Genomic DNA, 22,330 nt, shown 5'->3' with positions numbered 1-22,330 from the left:
ATTGTTTTTTGAAATAGCCTCTCTTTTAACTAACTGACTGACTCTTATAAAAAATAAAGCCCTTCGTCTTGCTACAAACGAAAGGCTTTGCTGAACTCACTCGTTAGTCAATGAGGACTAAGGCTGAGCGCTATCCAATTAGAAGACTTAAGCAATCAGGATACTAAGGATACTCACCCTCAACTTCTACTACTGGTTTCACCTGATAGTGACAAGGCTGCAATCCAAGTAATTTAGGTAGGGTGATGCCTACTGAAATAGAGGACCACGTACCGCTGACAATACCCACAACGAGTGCAATAGCGAAACCTTGCAGTGCCGCACCACCCAGTAGCCAAAGCGCAGATACGGTGATTAGCGTCGTTCCTGAAGTCACCATGGTGCGTGAGAAGGTCGCTTTAACTGATTCGTTAAGCAGGTTGTCAGTATCACCGTTTGGATTGCCGCGCAGCATTTCACGAACACGGTCAGCAATGATGATCGAGTCATTCAATGAGTAACCCAAAATCGCCAACACGGCCGCTAATACAGTCAGGTTGAACTCAAACTGAGTAAAGGCGAACAAACCTAAAATAAGCGTCACGTCATAGATGATCGCGGCAAGCGCACCCAGAGCCAAACGCCATTCAAACCGTACACTCAGGTACAGCATGATCATTAGGAAACACACCAATACCGCCAAGCCACCTTGGTCAACCATGTCTTGACCCACTTGAGGCCCAACCACGCTGCTGTTAAGCACTTTTACTTGGTCACTTACCGATGACAAAGCATCCACTAAGTTTGGTTGTGGGGCGTCTGTCAGTTGGCTGTAACGAATCGTCCAGCGATCCTGCTCTGCCATACCGACCACTTGAACGTCTTGTTGGAAAGCCGTGTCGAGCTTGGTTTTTAACGCATCTTTGGTTACTTGATCAGAGAGTTGAACCTCGGCAACCACACCGCCAGTAAAGTCCAAACCCCAGTTAAAACCTTTCACTGCCACCAGCATCACAGAGCTCATGAACAGCACAATAGAAATCACAGACATCACCTTACGAAGGCGAGTCATATTGCTATTTGAAAAATAGCGGTCTGAAATAGTCATTTTTGAAGTACTCATGCTTAAATCCTTACATCGTGGCGTTGGTCACGCCCCCAAACCAAATTGATGATCGCTCGTGAAGCAAAAATACCCGTAAACATACTGGTTAGAAGACCTAAGCCCAGTGTCAGAGCGAAGCCCTGAATCGGTCCATTACCAATGGTATATAGAGCCACAGCAACGATCATGGTGGTGACGTTAGCATCGAAAATTGACGAGAATGCGCTATCGAAACCACGATCGATAGAGCTAGCAAAGCTGCGCCCTTCTTTCATCTTGTCTCGAATACGCTCGAAGATAAGCACGTTGGTGTCCACCGCCATACCAACGGTCAGTACTAAACCCGCAATACCCGGCAGAGTTAACACCGCACCCGGTAGCAGCGCAATCAAACCAAACAATGTGGTCATGTTAACCACCAATGCACAGTTCGCGACCCAACCTAAGCGGCGGTACCATAGCGCCATAAACGTTAGCGTAAGGCCAAGGCCAAGAGCCAAAGCAGCAAAGCCGTTGGTTACATTTTCAGCACCCAAAGATGGGCCAATAGTACGTTCTTCAATGATGGTCACAGGCGCAGTCAATGACCCCGCACGCAACAGTAACGCAAGCTCTTGTGCGTCTGCCAAGCTGCCAGCGCCTGTGATTCTGAAGCGGCTACCCAGTTGAGATTGGATGTTTGCCACACTAATCACTTCGCTGTCTTGCTTGCTGTTGCCCGCTCTATCACGGCTGTATTCGCTGTACACCGTTGCCATTGGCTTACCGATGTTATGACGTGAGAACTCAGACATTTTCTTACCACCAGAAGAATCCAGCGTAATGTTGACTTCTGCACTGCCCATCTCACCAATGCCACTGCGAGCATCGATAATGTGCTCGCCACTCAACACTGCCTTGCGGTCGACTACCACACGGTTGCCGTCTGAATCTTTCAGGGTTTGAGTACTGCGAGTGGCATTGTCGTACACCGAATAGAACGCCAAAGATGCCGTTGCACCAATCACGTCTTTCGCAGCTGCAGGGTCTTGTACACCCGGCAACTCGATACGGATACGGCTTTCACCTTGGCGTTGAATCGATGCCTCCGTGATGCCTAGCTCTTCAATACGGCTGCGCATGATTTGCAGGTTTTGTTGAACCGTAAGGTTGCGTAGCGTTCTTTGCTCTTCTTCAGACTGAGTTAACGTTAGCGACTTGTCTGAGCGGTTACGTAGCCATTGTGGGAACTCTTGACGAATCAGCTTCTGGGCTTTTTCGAAATCGGCGTCGGTACGGAAATCAAACTGAACTTGGTTGTTCACCACTTTACCGCGGGCATAACGCACTTCGCTGGTGATCTCGTCGACCATCGCTTGAGCTTGCGCGTGATAAACCGGCTCCATATCCACTTCTAATAAGAACTGCACACCACCACGCAAATCAAGGCCTAACTGAATCGGCGCAAAACCCATGTCTGTTAGCCATTTAGGTGCTGCTGGTTCCATCGCTAGCGCAACCGTCGCGTTATCCAATAGGCGCTCATTCAGCACCTCTTTGGCTTTCGCTTGTTGTTCAGCATCTTCTAAGATCACGACTAAACGTTTGTCTTTTTGAAATGCAGATTTGGCTTGGATGCCTTCGCTCGCAAGGTATTGAGTACTTTGAGTCGCATCGATTGTCTGCTCAGAGCGATTGCTGATTTGAACCGATGCATTCTCGCCATACCAAGAAGGTAAAGCACTCAGAACCATGATGATAATGGTGGCGATAAGCACCGCGTATTTCCACTTTGAATAGTGGTTGATTTGTTTTCTTGGAATGCATTTTTTCACAGTCAAGATCTCTTCTTTTTACCAATCACCGTAAATACGTGCTCAAAAATAGCACCGGAAAATAGCACCGGAAAAAAGCAGTGAACGAGCACTTTAACCGGCTAGGTTGACCAGTTATTTACTACGATTGGTATAACTAATGTTTTGCGAACACGATCGATAGCTGGAACCAGAACAAGCTGATTGAACGGTAGTGATGCTAAAGCTGATGTCGCTATGTTTGTCTTGGTTAACTGGCGAGTTCAATGGGCACTAGGCGACCATCGATACGACCAATTTAGGGTCAAACGATTAGCTAAGAAGTTCTCGGAAATGCGAGTATTGGATGTTGCCCTCTTTCCACCCCGAAAGCCGGGAAGACGGAGAACTCACAATACTGGTCCAGTGCAGCTTGGAATCCAACAACGGCGTGTTGAAGAGCAGGGAAGCCAGTATTGAGGGGGGAGAGAAGTCAATCAGTAGATGATAAGCAGGCTCAAGATCGGCCACGCTTTCTTGCTCGTTACTGAGCATACGTCTGAAGTTTGCAGCTTGGAGGCTCGACTCAGTGTCGTGATAGTTGGAACTGTCACCAGAAGGATCGGTGCCAAACTGAGCTTTGTTGCACTCGAAGTAGCTCGACGGGTTATCCGTAGCGGCTTGTTTACACTGTTTTATCGAGGAAGATTGTTCATTCTGTGAAGATTGCTCTTGAGCCGAATGAATTTGAAATGGCTTAGAAGGGAACGAATAGCCGTTAGAGTTCACTAAGCCAAAGCTCAGTAAAAACAACATTAAGACTAATCGGGTACCTAATTTAAGCAATCTAATATCCAAACAACATTCTCGTAGATCGTCAATCTACAATACAAATGAAACGCTGTCTTGATTTAAAACATTTTTTTAGAAAATGATACGATGCAACCGATTAGGCACTCACGGCATTTAGATTTATATACCTCAAAAAGAGCTCAACAAAGCTTGGTGCATAGATATTATGAATGGTGTAAAAACAAGAAAGCCAAGCGGTGTGCGCTTGGCTTTGGGTTAAGTGTTTCTGTCTGCTTTAGGCTTTAGGCTTTAGGCTTTAGGCTTTAGGCTTTAGGCTTTAGGCTTTAGGACGCATGATGTTCTTAACCTTACGGCTATTTTCACCAAAGATGCGTTGGACAAGTTGATTCATATCTTCACGAGAAATTGAGTTAACCGTCGCTTTCACGTTAAACAAGGCTTCTACACCATAGTCGTGCAAAAGATAACGAGACACGAACCATGCTTGATCAACAACACTAGTATCTAAAGGCGTAAAGTCCGCTTCTAGTTGCTTGCCTGCCGCTCTAATCTCATCATTTGATACGCCCTTCAGAAGGTCTCCAATCACTTTATCAATCGCGACCTCTATCTTATCGGCATTTTTAGGGTCGATCAGCGCACCAATAAACCAGTCATGGCTTGTATCACCATCTTGCGATACACAGTAAGCATAAGGTGAGTAATCTAGACTTAAATCTTCACGTATGTACGCGTCTAAACGAGTAACAAGCAGGCGTTGCAGCATGTCTTCCATAAAGATATCTTTCGCCGTTTGCCCTCTTACTATTCCAGTTTGCTCGGAAGGCTCCGCAATGACTCTTAGCATGTACTCAGTGCTATTAGCCGTGTTGACCGACAAATCAATACGCGCTTTAGATGGGTGCTTGTACGCGACGTTAAAGTCAGGCACAACGGCTTTTTCCAATGGAATAGAAGCCAAGTACTGGCGAACCAGAGGTTTCAGTTCACTTGGATCAATGTCGCCCACAATAACCAGCTGATTATTTCGGAATTGACCAAACAACTGCTGATGAACGCTCTTTATCTCTTCAACAGAAACCGTTTCCACACTTTTACTATCGAGCAACACATGATCACTGTCCGCTTGATAGGTATTTTGGTTCATTGCATATCCGAACTGACCAGTAGGGCTTGCTAAGTAAGAATCTCGATTTTGAATGAATTCTTGCTTAACCGCCTCCAGTTGCTCTGGCGATACCTTGACTGATGTAACGATCGCGTTGAGTGCAGCAAAAGTTTCCGCTAAGCCATTACTGGTAAGCTTAAATTCGACGCCATGGTGAGTAAAATCGATAAACGGATAAACCTGAATATCTTCACGATCCAAATGCGCATTAAGCTCCGTTCCTGAAAAACTGCCAACACCACTTCTACCGATAGCAGCAAGAGCTAACTCTGACGCTGGATATAACTTAGGATCGAGTGCTGCCATACCACCTAAGCTTGTGTAATAAATACCTATGTCATCGCCTGCAAGATAGTCACGCATATACCACATATCGATACCATTGCTAAGCGTCCACTTTTGAACATATGGGTCTACATACATCTGTTCCACTAACTCAATATCGCCTTGCGAACTAGGAACAGCAAAAGCACTGCTGGTCACCGAAAACAACGGTTTGACACCCTTTTCGCTATAAGTTGCTTTCAAGCTCTCGATGGCTTGGGTAACCGCAGCTTTATCTTCACTTTCATTCATACCAACCACTACGAAATAGTCGCTAGAAAGCAAAGCCTTAATATTGGCATTAATCACATCAAGATCGAGATTTGCGACAAACTCTTCAAGGCTCGCTTCATAGTCTCGTTGTGATTGCACGATTTGTTCGTTCACTAAAGCCGTCGCTTTCTGGTTAGCGTGCTGTACGCTGTCCATATTGTCCCAATCGATCTCAACATTATCGAGTAAGTCTTGATAATAATGCTGTTCGCTAATTATCTCATTTTCAGAGACGCCATAATCACGCAGAGATGCCAATGTGGCGATTAGCTCCTTTTGAGTCACCTCACGAGCGCCGACAGGAAAGCCAACATCCACCAATGAATAGCGCTGATATTCCATAGAATAATGTTTGGAACTTATCCATTGAGTTGGCAAAGCCGCATCATTGAACTTGGTATTAAGTCGCTGCCTGATCAGTTGTTGTGCTGTCTCATCAAGCCAAAGTTGATGCTGTTGCGCGCGAGTGTCTACCGCACTTGCCCCTCGGTTGATCATCAAAGAGATACTTGGCGCTTCCGATTCTGCATACTCAATATAATCACCTTCATTAAAGGTGGTAATTCTTTGTTTTACTGGCTTGGGAGTTTGTCCTCGCTGCCAATCTGAAAACTTCTGTTCAATTAATGGAATGACGGTTTTTGTGTCAATGTCACCGGAGACAATCACCTCAACGTTCTGAGGTTGATACCAAGTCTGATAAAAGTTATTTAGCCCTTGGGAAGTCGCGCTGAGTACAGACTCTTTAGTACCAAGTGCATCTTGGCCTTCATACTGACCACCCTCAATGAAGTGGTCTAAAAACTGTTCTGCGAATGGCTTGTCGTCTAAGCGTGCATAACGGAACTCACCAAGAATCACACCTTTCTCTTTTTCGACTTCTGAACTTGATAGGTCCAGAGCATCACCAATGTCTCGCATCCACGTCAGGGCAGACTGTAATTGGACATTGTCAGGTAAATCTAATTGATACACAGTTTCTTGGTAAGAAGTGTAGGCATTGATATCAGCGCCAAAGCTAGCGCCTGCATCTTCGAATAGACGAATCACGTCATTTTGAGAGAAATTTTTACTGCCATTGAATGCCATGTGCTCCAAAAAGTGCGCATAACCTTCTTGTTGGTCAGTCTCTTGGAACGAACCCGCGTGCACAACTAAACGAACAGATACGGATTCTTCATGATCTGGATAAACGTGGTAGGTAAGGCCATTTTCTAGCTGACCTGATGTCCATGCCGGATCCGGCTGGATTAAGGTTTCGGTGATACTTGATGTTGAACTACAGCCAACCAAGGTGAGGCATACAGCCGCCGCTAAATAATATGTTTTCATAACAACCTCTTAATGTCATTCATCGACAATATACAGATTGAGTTAACGATTATTATTTAATATTGAACCGGATGAGTATCTTTGTGATCTAGATCTTTATTTTATAAATTGCACTCAGTTATATAAGGCGCAAATTACGAGCATTTAAAAGTCAGTAACTAGTTTAAAAGTGACAAGCTTGAAAGTGATGAATTAAAAAGTAACGAGTTTAAAGACTAACCCTAACCCAAATAAAAAAGCCAAATGACGGTGCATTTGGCTTAGGTTCGATATCTTAGATTTAAGGTTGAAAGCGACTTTTCTACAAGGTCACTCTCTCAATGGGCTTAACTTTTTGGCCTTAACAAGTTCTTCAACTGGTAGCTGTTATCTCCAAAAATTTCTTTAGCATACTCCGTCATATCTTTACTAGAAATTGAATCTGTCGTTCCCTGTAAGTCAAACAGTGCCTCAACACCGTAGTCATGAATTAAGTAACGTGAAATAAACCAAGCTTGTTGAGTAGGCTTATATTGAAGTGGCGTGAGGTCAGCCACTAGCTGTTTAGCAGCGGTTCGAGTCTCATCTTCAGAAATGCCTTTAACGGCTTCAGCAATAACTTTATCAATCGCCTGTTCAACCTGATCTAAGTTTTCAGGGGCTGTTAAGGAGCCCACCAACCAGTCGTAACTTGGCTCACTGTCTTGAGCGACCGAATACACGTAAGGTGCATAATCCAAGCCTAACTCTTCACGAACATAAGCCGTTAGGCGACTCGACAATACGCGCTGCAGCATATCATCCATAAACACATCTTTTGCTGTTTTATCCCGAGCTTGCTGGGAAATTACACGCAGCAAGTACTGACTGCTGTCTTCATTGTTGATCGATACATCTATTCGCTCTTCTGAATCCGTTTTATAAGCCACCTCATAATTAGGAGATTCAACCGCTTCTAGTGGCAATGAAGCAACATATTGGCGTACGAGGGGCTTAATTTCAGATGGCTTAATATCAGCAACGATGACAAGCGTATTGTCTCTTAACTTCTGAAAGAGTTGATGCTGTATATCAAGTATATCTTGAGGTGTAACAGCTTCAACATCTTCACTTTCCAACATGATATGACGACTACTATCTTGATAGCTGTTGCGATTCACCATCTGGGTAAACTGTCCCAATGGGGTTTCTAGGTAGGCAGTACGACCTTGCGTGAATTCAGACTTCACTGCCTCAAGCTGATCGCTGTCGATTTTAGGTTCGGTCACAATGGTATACAGTGCAGCCAAGCCTTCTGCGAGCGTCTTCTTCTTAGTGTTTATTTCCAACCCGTGATGAGTGAAGTTAATGAAGGGGTAAATTTGGATGTCTTTACGTTTCAAATGGGAATTTAATTCCGAGCCACTGAATTTACCAACGCCACTGCGATTCGAAGCTGGAATTGCCACCTCTAGCGCAGGAAATAAAGAAGGATCTAGGGCTGACTTACCACCTTCACTGGCATAATAAACGCCAACATTATTACCCACCTCAGGGTTTCGTAAATACCAAACCTCGATACCATTGCTCAATGTCCATTGCTGTAAGTTAGGATCCTCACTCACCTGAATTTGTTTCACAATGTCGCCTTGAGATTCTGGCACGCTAAACGCAGAACTTGCGGTAACGAGCAGTGGTTTGTTACCCGTCTTTTTATAGGCTTTTCTGACATCTTTTAGCTCATTCTCCATGGCTTGAAGATCTTCCTTAGAAGATAAACCTAACCCCAAAATGTAAGGGCTAGAAAGCAAATCATCTAAGTTATCATTCACGGCCTCGAGATCCGTATTCGCAAGAAACGTTTTCAAACTCGACTTATAATCAAGCTGTGATTGAACGGGTTGGTTAATCACCAATGCTGTCGATTTACCATCAGCATGAGCCACAGCATCCATTTGATCCCAGTTTAGTTGAATATCGTCAAGGTTTGCTTGGTATTGCTGAAGCACACTCGCCAACTCATATTCACTTACGCCATAATCACGCAAAGAGGCGAGAGTAGAAACAAACTGCTGCTGACTTTGCTCTCGGCTACCAACAGGAAAACTGACCGTAGTAATCGAATACCTTTGGTACTCTAATAAGTAGGGTGTTGAAAAAACCCACTGCACAGGTAACGCAGCGTCAACAAAGTCAGAATTCAACCTTTGTTGGATAAGTTGTTGAGCAATATCATCTAACCAAAGCTGATGTTGTTGCTCATGGCTCTGTGTCACTCTTTCCCCACGATCAATGACTATCCCGATGCTCGGAGGCTCGACACCAGATCCATACGCCACAAAATCTTGAGTATTGTAATCCACTGACGTGTTCTTCACGGGAACCGGTGTTGTGCCTCTTTGCCAATCAGAGAAAGTGTCTTCAATCAAAGGGATCACTTCTGCCAGTGTGATATCACCAGAGACAATCACTTCAGTTAACTGAGGTTGATACCAAGTTTGGTAATAGTTCTTTAATTCTTGAACATTCGCATTAGAAACGGATTTTTTATTGCCGATGGGATCGTTACTTTGGTAAGTCGTCCCTTCAATCAGATGATCGTAGAACTTAAACGAGAGGGGCTTATCTTCAACTCGCGTGTATCGAAATTCCCCAAGTATCACACCTTTCTCTTTTTCAATTTCAGCTTCGGACAGCAATAAACCATCGCCAATGTCTCTAAACCAAGCCAGCGCTTTATCTAGGTTCTTATTGTCAGGCAGATCTAATTTATAGAGGGTTTCTTGGTAAGAGGTATAAGCATTTAAGTCTGCACCAAAGCTGGCACCAGATTGCTCAAATAGCTCGACCACCTCATTTCCTGAAAAGTTCTTGCTGCCATTAAACGCCATATGCTCAACAAAGTGGGCGTACCCTTTCTGTTGTTCGCTCTCTTGCAAAGATCCGGCATGCACGAGTAAGCGTACCGAGACCGGTTGTTCTTGGTCAGGGTAGACATGGTAGGTTAATCCGTTATCTAACTCTCCTTTGACCCAGTATGGATCGGATTTCAATAACGTTTGTTGTTGAGGAGTAGAGCTGCAACCTAGCAATGTGGAGCTCAATACGACGACTAAATAGTATGCTTTCATAACGATCTCTTTGAAGGGCTTTCCTCCAATATATCCGATCGCAATAGCATAATAATTTTATATAAATTCAGTCATTTAAATTTTGAGAGACAATCTGAACATGCATGAAACTGTCAACTTTATAAATTACACAAGCTGATAGTCATAGGTTATAGATCGGGTGATTTCACATCCCTTAAAACTGATTTATTAAATTCCCTTAAACAGGTTTCTCACATCCCTTTAAAAAGAGCTTGCGAGGCACGGCTGATCGGTAACTTCTCTCCTTACACATAAGTCGACATCTGACCGGACAGCCCTTTCTTCACCTTATCAATAGCGGATACTTTAACCACCACCGAGCGGTGGATCTGCCAGAACTCATCAGGGTTAAGCTGCGCTATCAACTCTTTTAGTGACACACGAAGAATAAACTCCTCTAGCGAGCCGCCTTGGCCCTTTTTAAATATAGACACGTACTTGCCTTCCGCTTTGAAGTAAGCCACATCATCGACTGCGATTAGGTGGATGTCTTCCCCAACACTGGCTTTGAGCCACGTTAGATGTTTCTTCTGCTGTTGGTAAAGGGGCTGCGATAGATAAGGAGGCTGCGTTTGCTGTGACGTCGATTGTGATAACTGTTGAAGTTGAGCCATTAACGCCGTGATATCGGGCTGTTCTGGCGTAATACCTGATTGTGTTTGATTGCTCGACAGACGTACTTGAACCTTCTGACAGGTAGCGAGTAGACGCTCTTCGTTGATTGGCTTCAGCAGGTAATCCATAGCATTGTATTCAAAGGCTTTAACTGCGTATTCGTCATAAGCCGTAATGAACACAATCAATGGCGGCGAATCTAGCTTGTTGAGTTGTTTCGCTAGTGATATTCCATCCAGCTCAGGCATACGAATATCGAGAAAAGCCACGTCGGGCTTAAGCTGCTGAATACTCTGCATCGCCTCCAAACCGTTTTGTGCCTTACCGACGATCTCTAACTCCGGCCAAACCTCAGCCAAACTCTTGTCGAGATGGTGCCTTAACAGTGCTTCATCGTCTGCGATAATCGCCGTTACGCTCGGCTGTATTGCTGGGTTGTTCATGGTTAGTCCTTTAAATTCACACTGTAAATCGTCTATTTTTCGTCACTGTTCTGTGCTTTCTGGTCTGTAATTCTAAGCGGCTGCGTCAGTCAGTGGTAACAAGATCGTAGAGACTACCCCTCCCTCAGCTTGTTCAGTAATCGTTAGGCTCGCCTTATCGCCATAAAGGGTTTCAATTCTTTGACGAATATTGCTTAACCCAACACCATGCCCCGTATTCGCAGAGGGCGTTTTCAACCCAGCGCCATTATCAGCCACTTCAATTTTTAGCTGCTGGGATTGTTGAGTAATACGAATATTCACTTGGCCACCAGCGGCTTTGGGTTCAATACCGTGTGTGAGTGCATTCTCGACCAAGGGTTGAATCAAGAACGGTGGAATCACCTGCAATTCACTAATCTCGTGTGTTTCAATCGAGAACGTTAAGCGCTCCCCCAAGCGTATCTTTTGGATATTAAGATAAGCGTCTAACAAGTCGACCTCTTGTGCGATGGTCGATTGCTCGGTGCGGCTGTTTTTCAAAGTCACACGCAGCAAGTCAGTCAACTTTTCGAGCATCAGTTTAGCTTTAGCGCTATCACTCTCAATCAACACATTGATGGTCGCAAGTGTGTTGAACAAGAAGTGCGGTTCAATTTGGCTTTGCAGTTGCTTAAGCTGACTCAGCACCACAACCTTCTCTTGATCGGCCTGACGACGCTTGGCCACTTCCAATTCGTTATCAGCGCGTAGTTGTTGCTCTCGGGTATAGAAGTAGTAATAACAAACCGAACAGAAGATCACACCGAGCAAGACTACGGATTTAAGGTCAGAGATATTGGCTCCAAAATATCCGTTCAACCAATAGTGCGCGTTCAAGGTACCAAAGGTCATCGCGAACACCATTGAGATACCCACTTCAAGCGTTCGTGATGTCCTCTTGAACAACTTCACTAGGATGAAAGAAGAACCCACTGCGCTGTAACCAAAACCAAAACTGATCGCGAGGTTAACCACAAGGTCTCCGCCCCAAATCGTTTGAGTGGTGATAGCAATGACGAAACAAAACAGAGTGGTCAGCGTGAAGCTTTTAATCCATGAAAACTGACTGTTTGAAGAAGTGTTCATTAAAATCGTCCTTTGATATTTAAAAGAATCATATGACTATCGGGTAAGTTGGCGTAAGCAGAATCACTTTTACCGCCTAGAAAGCGTGCAGCAAGTTCCAAATCCAACGATGAATGGCCATTATCTAACGCCTGATAGTTGAGCCACTGGGTAGCAATAAAGCCGCCGTCTTGAGGAGACAACATGACGTCGAATGTCGGCGTGATATCTTCGAGCCAGCCATGTGTCGAATCCAAAGACCAGTGAAACATGATGCTGTGTTGAACCAAATTGGCGTGTTGATAACCTTGAGCGTAAGAACCAGCCAGTGATGCTGTCATCGGATTAACCGACAAAGACTCGGCACTTTCTATGGCACTTTGCCACTCAGAATCACTCCACGCTCGGCTATCAAACCAGTATTCCAACACCACATTGTGGCCAGTGTCATTGGCCCATGTTAATCCTACTAACGCTTGATAAGCCTCGCCCTGCTCTTCAAGATAAACCGGTTTAAGCAGTGAGTTAGGCTGACCGTAGCCAAGGCTTTGTCGTTGATAGACCACCGAGCCATGAAACTCCCAAGCGAGGTTCAACACCGACACTAAACTCGCCCCAAGCAAGCCGTGACGTACATCGTCATAATAAGCGACCCATTGATATTCGTGATCGCCCACCAGGTTATAACGACGCAGCCCAAAGCCTTGTTGTTGGTTCTGCTTTTCGAATTCATTTACGTCTTGAGAAGTCCATGACGAATCGCTGTAAAGCAGTGTCCATTCTCCCGTCATATCGAACAGTGACGCCGAGGCCACACCCGCGCCCTCTTCTGCGACAATACCCACTGGGTTTTGTCGATACGGCTTGATGATGTCTAACGGTCGATAGCCATAACCCACGCCCCAATCCAAACGAACCTTACCAAGCGTAATATCAAGATAGTGGTCACCGATTAATGAATTCGACAGCTCAACACCACCTTGCCAAAACAACTCACGCACAATGAATTCAGACTCAAAGCTCGCGTCTTGTTCTTGAGGGTTATTGCTTAGAATATCATTGGCTTTCACTGCGAACAGACCAAGCCAATTGCCATATCCAACCTCTAGATCCAGCAAGCCATTGAATGACTGACGATTATCAGACGCTAAAGGGCTGAATGGCGACTCTCTCGATTCAACGGCTTCTGCACTGAGTTGCCAGTCCCACGCCAAACTCAGGTCATCCGCTTGAATCGGGTGACTCACACAAGACAAGGCAAGTAAAGTAGCGATTGAAGACTTGATGTGGAATAGGCGATTGGAAGCTTTCATGACGCTCACCTACAGCCCAGACACGCTGTTACGCGATAGGTAGGCAGGGTTGTAATACTTGTCTTCCAAGCTTTGCTCAATCACTTCGCTATACTCAATCACGGTTTTCTTGCTTGGCTGAATCTTATCGAGCAAGGTCATCGATACCACTGTTGGTAATCCATCACGCACGCCTTCGGTAAACCAAGCTTGTTTCGCCAACTTTCCTGAACGCAGATAAAGATCCGCTTTAACTGGAAACGCTCGGTCTGCCGTTAACCACAGATCAATCGACTGGTAACTCGCACCCTTGGTTTTCGCCGTTAGCTTTAGATGATGAGTATCGAGCGTCTCGCCAGTCGGCATCTCAACTTGTTGCTCGGCAACCCACTCACCTTGGTAGTCTTCGCTCCAAGTGAGTGTCGAGATATCGCCCACCGAGGCTTCACCCAACAATTTTTGCATCGGTGTGATACGAATTGGGCGACGAGATTTCGGCATCAGTAGCCAATAATTATCTTCTATCATCAGCATCTTTTGACCAGCCTCAACGGCTGATTTAAAGACCACTAATGACTCTCGGTTTGGCCTTGTGTAGACGTTGTATTCACGGGTTTTGTCCAGTTGCTCGTCTTGATACAGCGCCACCAAAGACACTACCTTAGAGGCTTGTGCGCTGTTCAAACGATAGCTGTCTGCCTTGGCAATCATCTCAGTGACTTGTTGTGAATCAACCGCCCAGCTTGGTGTCGATACTAAAACCAGAACCAATACAGAACCTAAAACAGTGAGTAAACGAGTAAATTTATACATAAACCAGCGCCTCCGTGATTGGCTTATTCACGCCTTTGCGAGCAGAGAAATAAGCTGCCAGCGAACATATCGTCAGCACACCTAAAGTAGCGTAACCAACCAATTCTAATGAGAAGTAAATGTTGAGTGGGTAGCCTTCGGTTCGACCCGGAGGTGGTGGCATTTGGATATCAACCACCAGCAATAACACCGACACTAAGCCACTCACTAATGCGCCTATCGCGCTGCCAATCACAGCCAGCAATCCCGCCTCTTTTAAGAAGCCTGTGACGATTTCAGAGGGGTAACTCCCGAGTGCCGACAAGGTGCCGATTTCACGAGTACGTTCTGTCACCGACATGGTCATAGTGTTAAACAAAGACACGAACACCACCAATGCCATAACAGCACCCATGATGCCGAAGATCCGGTCGTAAAGATCTTTAACCTTGGTGTAGAAAAACGCGCGATCTTGCCACGGAGTGATCTCGATCTCTGTGCCTTGATCGTTTTGGCTAGCGCTATTTCGATCTAAAGTCGCTTGAACGCGTTGTTGAACGGTCGAAGTCTTGCTTGTTTCAAATAGGAACACCGACAAGGTGCTGACTTTGTCTGAGGCCAAAAGCTCTTGGGCTGTGGTGATGTGTACGTAAAGCTGACGCTTATCCAACTCAGGAACCCCTGTCGAATAAATACCCTGCACCTTAAAATCAAAAGCGTTCAAAGCACCGTCACTGGTGGTCGCGAGCAGTGTCACCCAATCACCAACCGCAACTTTGAGGTTACGAGCAAGGTCAGTTCCCAGCATCACTTGTGGCTCTTGGCTGTCGTATCTTGGAGATCTCACATCCGACAGGGTTTGCCCGCTGCGTACATCAAGGAATGGTCCTTTCATGTCGAACTCACGCTCATTAACGCCCGTTCCCATAAAGATGGTCGATTTGCTGCCGTTAGACACCAAACCGCTGAAGTAGACTCGCGGCTGCACACCACGCACATCACTGTCACCAATAATGCTCTTGGTGAGCGCTTGAACATTATCGAGACCATTGCTCAGCGGCATGTCTTCATCTTGCTCAAAATAACCGGTGTGCTCAAAGTAAGATGACCAGTATCTCGAGCGGTCGATTCTCTCAAAGATTCGTAGGTGTAAAGCCCGTAACCTCCTGCCGACGTCAGCGCAAATACCGCAATGGCGATAATCAATACCGAAAGCAGACTGCGGCGACCATTTCTTAATAAATTAAGCCACGCCAAACGCACCGAAGTTGGAAGTAAAAACGTGCTCATGCTTTGTGTTAACTTGCCCATGAGATCGCCTCCGTAGTTACAGCTTGTGGAGCTAGTTGTCCGTCGATAAGTTCAATTACTCGATCGCAGCGCTGCGCCATTCTTGGGTCGTGCGTTGCGACGATAAAAGTCGTGCCCATTTCGTGGCCGAGCTCTTTCATAATGTCGATCACAAGGTTCGCAGTGTGACTGTCTAGGCTCGCAGTCGGCTCATCGGCAATCACCAAGCTTGGGTTGTGAATCAACGCTCTGGCTATCGCAACACGTTGCTGCTGACCGCCTGAAAGGTTGTCTGGACGGTGATGAACGTAATCTCCTAGCCCAACACGCTCTAACATCTTTTGCGCTCTGGTCTGTTGTTCTTGTTTCGAGCATTGGTTCAACATCAATGGGTAAGCGACGTTTTCGAGCGCGGTCATCACAGGAACCAGATTGAAGCGTTGAAACACAAACCCCAACGACTGACGACGAAAACGTGCAGCGGCTATTTGCTCTGTCGGATACGCTTTTCCATCAATATTGATCTCGCCTCGGTAATCCATATCCAACAATCCAACAATATTCAAAAGTGTGCTTTTGCCAGAACCTGATGGCCCACACAGCGCCACCATTTCACCGCGCTGGATGTGCCCGTCGACCCCGTTTAGTGCATCAACACGTTGACCGCCCGTGACATATGCTTTGCCGATATCTTTAAATTCAATCATTTCGTTGTCCTCTTATTACCAATCCATTATCAAGCTATCGCAAGCCGCAATTGAGCTTTCACAGCTGTTATTTGGCTTTGGCAACTGTTACTTGGCTTTCGCTATTAGGGCCTTCGCCGTCATAGTTTCGATGTTGCCAGCATCAGCAGTTTCCATTTGTTCTAGCCACACCTGTGCTTGCTTGAAGTCTTCAGCACGAATCGAAGCGGTAATGGCGTAACGGTAAATCCACGAGGTCGCAGCGAAGTGTTGTTGTTGGAAATCATCTTCCGCAAGTAACGAGAGGAACAAGTCATAACCACGATCGAAATGGTTAAACATGTCTGGCAGAGAGGTGTAAGTAACGGCGGCCATTGCGCGAGTTAGGTAAGAATCTGGCAGCCCTTGAACACGAGGTTGCTCATGAATCGGTTGGTCTTCGTCTTTAAGCAGCACCAGTGATTTATCAATGGTTGATAAGCCCTTTTCGACATAATTCATCTTGTTCCAAGGTAAGAACGCATCACGCCCCATCAGGGTTTCTGTGCTGCCTAGATAAACCAAAGTCAGTGGCGTAGCACCATCTTGTTGTAACGTGTCATTCAAGCGTTCATACGCTACTTCAACCAAGTCTTCATTGCCTTGCGCGGCTTGGTTGTAGATATCAAGAACGTCTGAACTTGGGTTAGCCTGCGCCAAAGTGGGTGCGAATGAAACAAGTGCAATCAGTAATGAACGCTTAAGCAGAGAAGTGGTAGAGCCTGAATTAAATGAGTGTGAAGTAGTCATGATTTCTATTCCCTTTCAAATGTTGACGTTGAAAAGTTAACGAGAATTTGTCATGCCGTTTTATCAATGCGACGAATGGTAATTACGAGGAGTGAATGGTTGAGAGGCGGTGTGAGTGGGCAGAGAAAAATGAAAAGGGCAGTATCTCGCATTTTCAATTAACTTAAAAAATGCTGCGGGCGATTTTAAGCGAAGTGCATAACGAATTTAGCTCGATTAAATTATTAATCAAACTGATTTTCAGCTATCTTAACTACTTAATTGACAATAACGCGTTTAACAGATAATACTCACAACACGCCCTCGTTATGTTCAATTGCCATTTCGTTTTATACAAATATTAAGGGGCAAGGATGGCCAAAGACTTTTACAATAATTTGGATTTGAACCTGTTACGCACTTTCCTAGTTATTTACCAAGAAAAAAACCTTCAAAAAGCATCAACACGCCTTCATGTATCGGCCCCAGCACTAAGTAAGTCACTCAATCGACTACGTCATCATTTTGATGACCAATTATTTTTAAAAGTACCTAGAGGGTTAAGCCCGACACCATTCTCTGACAACCTGGCACAAAAGATCGCCCCAACCTTCGACACTTTGAATAATAACATCAAGTCACTTCAAGAATTTGCACCGAGTGATCTTAATGGAAAACTCACAATTGCGATCTCTCCATTTCTATTACACGCAATAGGGAAAGATCTCTTTACTGAAATTCATCAACAAGCTCCTAACGTTGAGCTTCATTTAGTTAACTGGTCAAAGAGTTCTCTAGAAGATATTTCTATAGGCACAAGTAAACTCGGCATCAATTACGACCTTCCATTATCTAGGAAAGATATTGCGTGCCAGTTGATAACCAAAGACCAGTTTCGAGTCTATGTGAGGAAAGATCACCCCATACAAGATCGCATTGAGTTTTCCGATGTTCAAAATTACCCAATTGCGACGCTTATCGCTGCCGATTGGAACTTAAAAGAATCCTTTGCTGAAAAGATTATTCGAGAGGTTGACATAACACTTCAACCGAACATCGTTTTCCGTTCGGAGCTCCCATCTGCGATCTTGGAAACCATTTCTGAAACCAACATTTTATTCCCTTCAACAGGGTATATTCATATCGAACGATACCCAAACCTTAAAGCCTTGAGCCCTATAGATACAGAGCAGAACTTAGTAAAAGACATACTGGTCTATTACCCAATAAAAGATAAAAATGACCCAACGCAACAATGGCTGCTAAGTATCATTACCCAGCTTCTCGAAGATTGGGATAAATAACCTATTTACGGTATCTGTGTAAGCAACCTCTTGAGGAAAGATGCCTTTGCGAACCACCTTGCAATCAAAACATCGCTATTAACCATTGGTTAATAGCGATGTTCCTTTTGGCCATTAGCACAAAAATCCGGCACCCATTATTCTCTTCATCAACGGCAAGAACGCCAACTTAACCGCATAGACGCGTAACTAACGTTCAAACTCTTTGAGAAGCTAATTAATGAAAAAAACCATACTAGCCACAACTATTCTTTCAATGATTTCATTCGGAACATTGGCACAACAAGTAAATGTTGTTGAAGCAAATAAGCAAACTAATGCTTTGATCGAAAATCAAATTTCAGCAATTGACGCATCGGTTCTAGCCCAGCTTGAAGCACAAGAAAGCTCTGTCGCTGTTGTCGATGGCAACTTATATCAGAAAGACAGTGAAGGCGGTTGGGCAATGGTTGGCGCGACCTCTGCGGCATTAGTTGCAGGGTTATTCAGTGGTTCTTCAAGCAACACATCGGGCTCGAACGGTTCTGACTTACCTGGTAACTTACCTAATATTGACGCTGTTAACCCAGTAGAAAACACACCAGTAAACCCAATTGAAGCAACACCAGATGCTGACAATGGCCGTCAAGTTGACCAAATTGCAGACAACATGTGGCAAGTATCGACTCACGGTGAAGTCGATGGCTACCTAAGCATTGAAAACGGTACTGTTTACGTTCGCGACAGCGACCACAACCTTGTGACGGAATGGAAACCAACACTAGATCACCCGATTCAAATCGACCCAGCAAACCCAATTGAAGCAACGCCAGACGCTGACAATGGCCGTCAAGTTGACCAAATTGCAGACAATATGTGGCAAGTATCGACTCACGGTGAAGTCGATGGCTACCTAAGCATTGAAAACGGCACGGTTTACGTTCGCGACAGCGACCACAACCTTGTGACGGAATGGAAACCAACACTAGATCACCCGATTCAAATCGACCCAGCAAACCCAATTGAAGCAACGCCAGACGCTGACAATGGCCGTCAAGTTGACCAAATTGCAGACAACATGTGGCAAGTATCGACTCACGGTGAAGTCGATGGCTACTTAAGCATTGAAAACGGTACTGTTTACGTTCGCGACAGCGACCACAACCTTGTGAAGGAATGGAAACCAACACTAGGTCACCCGATTCAAATCGACCCAGCAAACCCAATTGAAGCAACGCCAGACGCTGACAATGGCCGTCAGTTAGCTAAAGTAGGTGACAACGTTTGGATGATTACAACACACGATGCAATCGATGGTTACGTCATTGATGAGCGTCACCATAACGATGGTGTGAAGGTTTACGACGAAAACGGAAAGCTAGTCAATCACATCACTGGTGACATCAGTACAGATGGTGGTTACATCGAATCAACTAAAGGCGGTGAAATTCACATTACAGTCGACAGAGAGTCAGGTCGAATTGATGGTATTTACTTGAATGATGTAGCTCAACAAACCGTCGACAACATCAAGAGCCACATTGGTTCAAACCCTAACTTTAAGAAAAACATTCAACAACTTAAAAACCGCGTAATGAACGCTCGCGGCTAATTTAAATGAACAGTAAGCCCTGACCGATACAGGGCTTACTTCTATCCATAATAGGGACATCATTTACCGAGACATTTGTTTTGCTTATACAAGCCTTTCGCAACGTAATTTTTTTCACTATTCCACTTTCTATTTTAGTCGCGAGTAACATCGCCTACAGTGCCGAACCCTATACTGCTACCCACATAGCATCAAATACCGATGACACGTTTGACTATGTCGAATTTGTAAATCAAACATTCGACGTCACCATGAGCCAAAGTAACTTCTTAGGCGACTATTCAAACCAATACGTCTTTACACTTAATGCATCCCACAATATCAATGATGAATGGCGTTTATTTGGTTCCGTCGACTCCGACCAATTTGGTGATATAGGACTCGGGTATTCGTTCTTCTTATTTGATGAAGTCTACAATGAGGTATCAGCTTCCATTGGTGGAAATACAGATAAAACGGGAGTGTACACCACGGGTATATTTTCAGCTTTCAAATACCAAAACACCGTTTTCTTCTCAAACTTTGACGCTCAATACATCGATCGACAAGATCTCTCAAGTTCAAATTGGGATACGCGAATCAGGCACGAGCGTATCTATTTGAACAAGTTAGTTGGTGCGAGCTACGAAGTTAATAACTGGCTAAATTTATCAACTTCATATGGCCATGATAAACAGCACTACAATAAGTTATCATTCAAAAACATTGACTATGATTATCGTGAAACACAGAGTCAGGCCGATAGCTACATTAACCTTGGTTTCACACTCAATCTATGGGGTGTAAAACCGTATCTATCGCATCATTTTGATTTAAATAATTCAGATTGGAATTACTGGGATTTCAGCCTTTCTTTTGATTTCTAATATACAAAAAGCACTAGAACTAATTAATTTAGAAGGCTACAAGCTCACAAGAGCCTGTAACCTTTTTTGATCTTCAGTTACATGGACTTGTTCTGATTTTAATTTTTATCCGTGAGTCATTTTTGTGGCAAGTGCAAAGCGATTCCAAGCATTAATCATGATTACTTGCATCATAGACTGTGCGAGTAATTCATCTCCTAATAAGCTTAGACATTGCTGATAAGTCGCATCCGAAACACCCGAATTCGAAATCAGCGTCATTTCATCCGTTAGAGTCAAAATTGCGCGCTCAGTGTCATTGAAGAGTGGCGACTCTTGCCATGCTGCGAGAGCAAACAGCTTTTGCTGAGAGATATCGATCTTCAACGCTTCATCTGTGTGCATTTGAATACAGTAAGCACATTTGTTGATAATGGATGCTCTGATTTTGATCATCTCTTTTAGCTCACTAGATAACTCCACGTCAGATAAATAACCTTCGATAGATAGCATTGCATTTAAAGCGTCAGGTTGAACTTGCGCGAGATCGATACGTTTTAACATTTGGGCACCCTAATTTGATTGATGAATATCGCTATCAATGCGACAACGTTATTGTGCACAATTCGAAATATAAGCAGAATACACATATTATATGAATCAGTTATGCACAAAACGCAAAGGTGAGCATGTGTTAGATCTAATCAAAATATTTGACCAAGTCGTGGAATCTGGAAGTTTTTCTAAGGCAGCTCAGGCTCTCAATATGGCTCCATCTTCGGTCGCAAGAAATATAGATAACCTCGAAAGTAAGATTAAATCTTCGCTTTTTAAACGCAGTACACGACAGTTAATACTGACTGAAGAAGGTCAATATTTTTACCAAAAATCAGCCAAAATCTTACAAGATAGCAATAGCCTGTTAGAAGAAATGCAAGGAAATCAAGGCATTCCAGAAGGGTTACTGCGAGTTTCGGTTTTTGAAAGCTTTGGTAATTTGTGTCTTACTCCATTAATTCCAGAGTTCCTTGAGCGATACCCTAAGATACAAGTTGAGTTAGAGCTGGATAACAACGTGGTCGATTTAAATAGTGAAAATATTGATGTCGCTATCCGTATTGGTACACCACAAGACAGTCGACTCAAGGCTCGTAATCTACTGACCAATAACGCATCATTGGTCGCAGCCCCGTCGTATATTGAAAAGTACGGAACTATCGATAAACCCGAAGAGTTGCAAGATCACAACTGTTTGCTGATAAGCCATGAACGGCAAAAAAACTATTGGTACTTTAAGAAAAATGCAGTTAACAAAAAAGTGTTAGTGACAGGCAATTTGATATCAAAAGGCGGCTCACCTCTTTTACATGCTGCGCTTAGCGGAGTTGGCGTTCTTTTACTGTCTGACTGGATGCTAAAACCGTACTTAGAAAATGGACAGTTAAGGGAGTTACTCCCTCAATGGACCTCAATGCACAGTGAGCAAGGGAGTGGCGAAATATTCGCAATATATAAGAATACTCAATATCCAAGACCTCATGTACGCTTGTTTATTGATTTTTTAGTTGAAAAGTTAGAGTCTTTGAAGCGCGTTCCGCAGCATTAATCTCACGTAGTCTAACTAGATTACAGGCGCCGCTTTGCCCGTACATCGATGTGGATCAGTCGCGAAATGTGTTCGATAGCACATATACCAGACAAAAAAATAGCCGCTCAATGGCGGCTATCTTGTCATGGTCTCA

The 22,330-nt window shown here is 44.4% G+C and carries 18 protein-coding genes; 4 read left to right on the top strand and 14 right to left on the bottom strand.

All coding sequences use genetic code 11. The features are described 5' to 3' along the window. Positions 1-163 precede the first annotated feature (163 nt). From secF to ACED28_RS17835, 13 genes are all read right to left on the bottom strand, one after another. Positions 164-1,102 (bottom strand): protein translocase subunit SecF, encoded by a 939-nt coding sequence (gene secF, locus ACED28_RS17895; RefSeq protein ID WP_017098826.1) that lies wholly within the window; start codon positions 1,100-1,102, stop codon positions 164-166. A gap of 2 nt (positions 1,103-1,104) precedes the next feature. Then, positions 1,105-2,904 carry a protein translocase subunit SecD gene (secD, locus tag ACED28_RS17890; protein ID WP_371710389.1) on the bottom strand — a complete coding sequence of 600 codons (1,800 nt, stop codon included), beginning with the start codon at positions 2,902-2,904 and terminating at the stop codon, positions 1,105-1,107. Positions 2,905-3,189: 285 nt separating this feature from the next. After that, entirely contained in the window at positions 3,190-3,672 is a 483-nt protein-coding gene (locus ACED28_RS17885) for a hypothetical protein (protein ID WP_029405832.1), read from the bottom strand. A 313-nt stretch (positions 3,673-3,985) separates the two neighbouring features. After that, a complete protein-coding gene (locus ACED28_RS17880) occupies positions 3,986-6,766 on the bottom strand; it encodes a M16 family metallopeptidase (RefSeq protein ID WP_371710388.1) in 2,781 nt (926 codons plus the stop codon). A gap of 326 nt (positions 6,767-7,092) precedes the next feature. After that, entirely contained in the window at positions 7,093-9,855 is a 2,763-nt protein-coding gene (locus ACED28_RS17875) for a M16 family metallopeptidase (RefSeq protein ID WP_371710387.1), read from the bottom strand. 266 nt (positions 9,856-10,121) lie between these two features. Further along, positions 10,122-10,934: a LytR/AlgR family response regulator transcription factor gene (locus ACED28_RS17870; protein ID WP_371710386.1), complete on the bottom strand. Its 813-nt coding sequence runs from the start codon at positions 10,932-10,934 to the stop codon at positions 10,122-10,124. Between the two features lie 72 nt (positions 10,935-11,006). After that, a complete protein-coding gene (locus ACED28_RS17865; protein ID WP_371710385.1) occupies positions 11,007-12,041 on the bottom strand; it encodes a sensor histidine kinase in 1,035 nt (344 codons plus the stop codon). Beyond that, positions 12,041-13,333: a hypothetical protein gene (locus ACED28_RS17860; protein WP_371710384.1), complete on the bottom strand. Its 1,293-nt coding sequence runs from the start codon at positions 13,331-13,333 to the stop codon at positions 12,041-12,043. Before ACED28_RS17860 ends, ACED28_RS17865 begins: the two co-directional genes overlap by 1 nt. Positions 13,334-13,342: 9 nt before the next feature. Next, a complete protein-coding gene (locus ACED28_RS17855) occupies positions 13,343-14,125 on the bottom strand; it encodes an outer membrane lipoprotein-sorting protein (RefSeq protein ID WP_371710383.1) in 783 nt (260 codons plus the stop codon). Further along, positions 14,118-15,167: an ABC transporter permease gene (locus ACED28_RS17850; protein ID WP_371710382.1), complete on the bottom strand. Its 1,050-nt coding sequence runs from the start codon at positions 15,165-15,167 to the stop codon at positions 14,118-14,120. Before ACED28_RS17850 ends, ACED28_RS17855 begins: the two co-directional genes overlap by 8 nt. Then, positions 15,158-15,415 (bottom strand): hypothetical protein, encoded by a 258-nt coding sequence (locus ACED28_RS17845; RefSeq protein WP_371710381.1) that lies wholly within the window; start codon positions 15,413-15,415, stop codon positions 15,158-15,160. Before ACED28_RS17845 ends, ACED28_RS17850 begins: the two co-directional genes overlap by 10 nt. After that, complete coding sequence (locus ACED28_RS17840; RefSeq protein WP_371710380.1) at positions 15,403-16,101, bottom strand: ABC transporter ATP-binding protein; 699 nt, start codon at positions 16,099-16,101, stop codon at positions 15,403-15,405. The genes ACED28_RS17845 and ACED28_RS17840 overlap by 13 nt, the downstream gene beginning before the upstream one ends. Before the next feature lie 87 nt (positions 16,102-16,188). Then, positions 16,189-16,869 (bottom strand): hypothetical protein, encoded by a 681-nt coding sequence (locus tag ACED28_RS17835; protein WP_371710379.1) that lies wholly within the window; start codon positions 16,867-16,869, stop codon positions 16,189-16,191. A gap of 353 nt (positions 16,870-17,222) precedes the next feature. Here ACED28_RS17835 and ACED28_RS17830 point away from each other — a divergent pair, with 353 nt between their 5' ends. The 3 genes from ACED28_RS17830 to ACED28_RS17820 all read left to right on the top strand — a co-directional run bounded on the left by ACED28_RS17830 (position 17,223) and on the right by ACED28_RS17820 (position 20,609). Continuing rightward, positions 17,223-18,152 (top strand): LysR family transcriptional regulator, encoded by a 930-nt coding sequence (locus ACED28_RS17830; RefSeq protein WP_102445577.1) that lies wholly within the window; start codon positions 17,223-17,225, stop codon positions 18,150-18,152. A gap of 220 nt (positions 18,153-18,372) precedes the next feature. Then, entirely contained in the window at positions 18,373-19,743 is a 1,371-nt protein-coding gene (locus ACED28_RS17825; RefSeq protein WP_371710378.1) for a hypothetical protein, read from the top strand. An 80-nt stretch (positions 19,744-19,823) separates the two neighbouring features. Then, the gene (locus tag ACED28_RS17820; RefSeq protein ID WP_135383514.1) at positions 19,824-20,609 is read left to right on the top strand and encodes a hypothetical protein; all 786 of its coding nucleotides are present in this window, start codon (positions 19,824-19,826) and stop codon (positions 20,607-20,609) included. A gap of 105 nt (positions 20,610-20,714) precedes the next feature. Here the strand turns inward: ACED28_RS17820 and ACED28_RS17815 are convergent, their stop codons facing one another. Next, positions 20,715-21,152 (bottom strand): carboxymuconolactone decarboxylase family protein, encoded by a 438-nt coding sequence (locus ACED28_RS17815; RefSeq protein WP_371710377.1) that lies wholly within the window; start codon positions 21,150-21,152, stop codon positions 20,715-20,717. Positions 21,153-21,279: 127 nt separating this feature from the next. Here ACED28_RS17815 and ACED28_RS17810 point away from each other — a divergent pair, with 127 nt between their 5' ends. Further along, positions 21,280-22,194, top strand: a complete 915-nt coding sequence (locus tag ACED28_RS17810; protein ID WP_371710376.1) for a LysR family transcriptional regulator — start codon at positions 21,280-21,282, stop codon at positions 22,192-22,194. Positions 22,195-22,330 lie beyond the last annotated feature (136 nt).

Source organism: Vibrio sp. 1F253 (assembly GCF_041439295.1).
Lineage (GTDB): Bacteria > Pseudomonadota > Gammaproteobacteria > Enterobacterales > Vibrionaceae > Vibrio > Vibrio tasmaniensis_A.
Note: the sequence above shows the minus strand (reverse complement) of the source record. Positions and strands in the feature narration are given on the sequence as shown.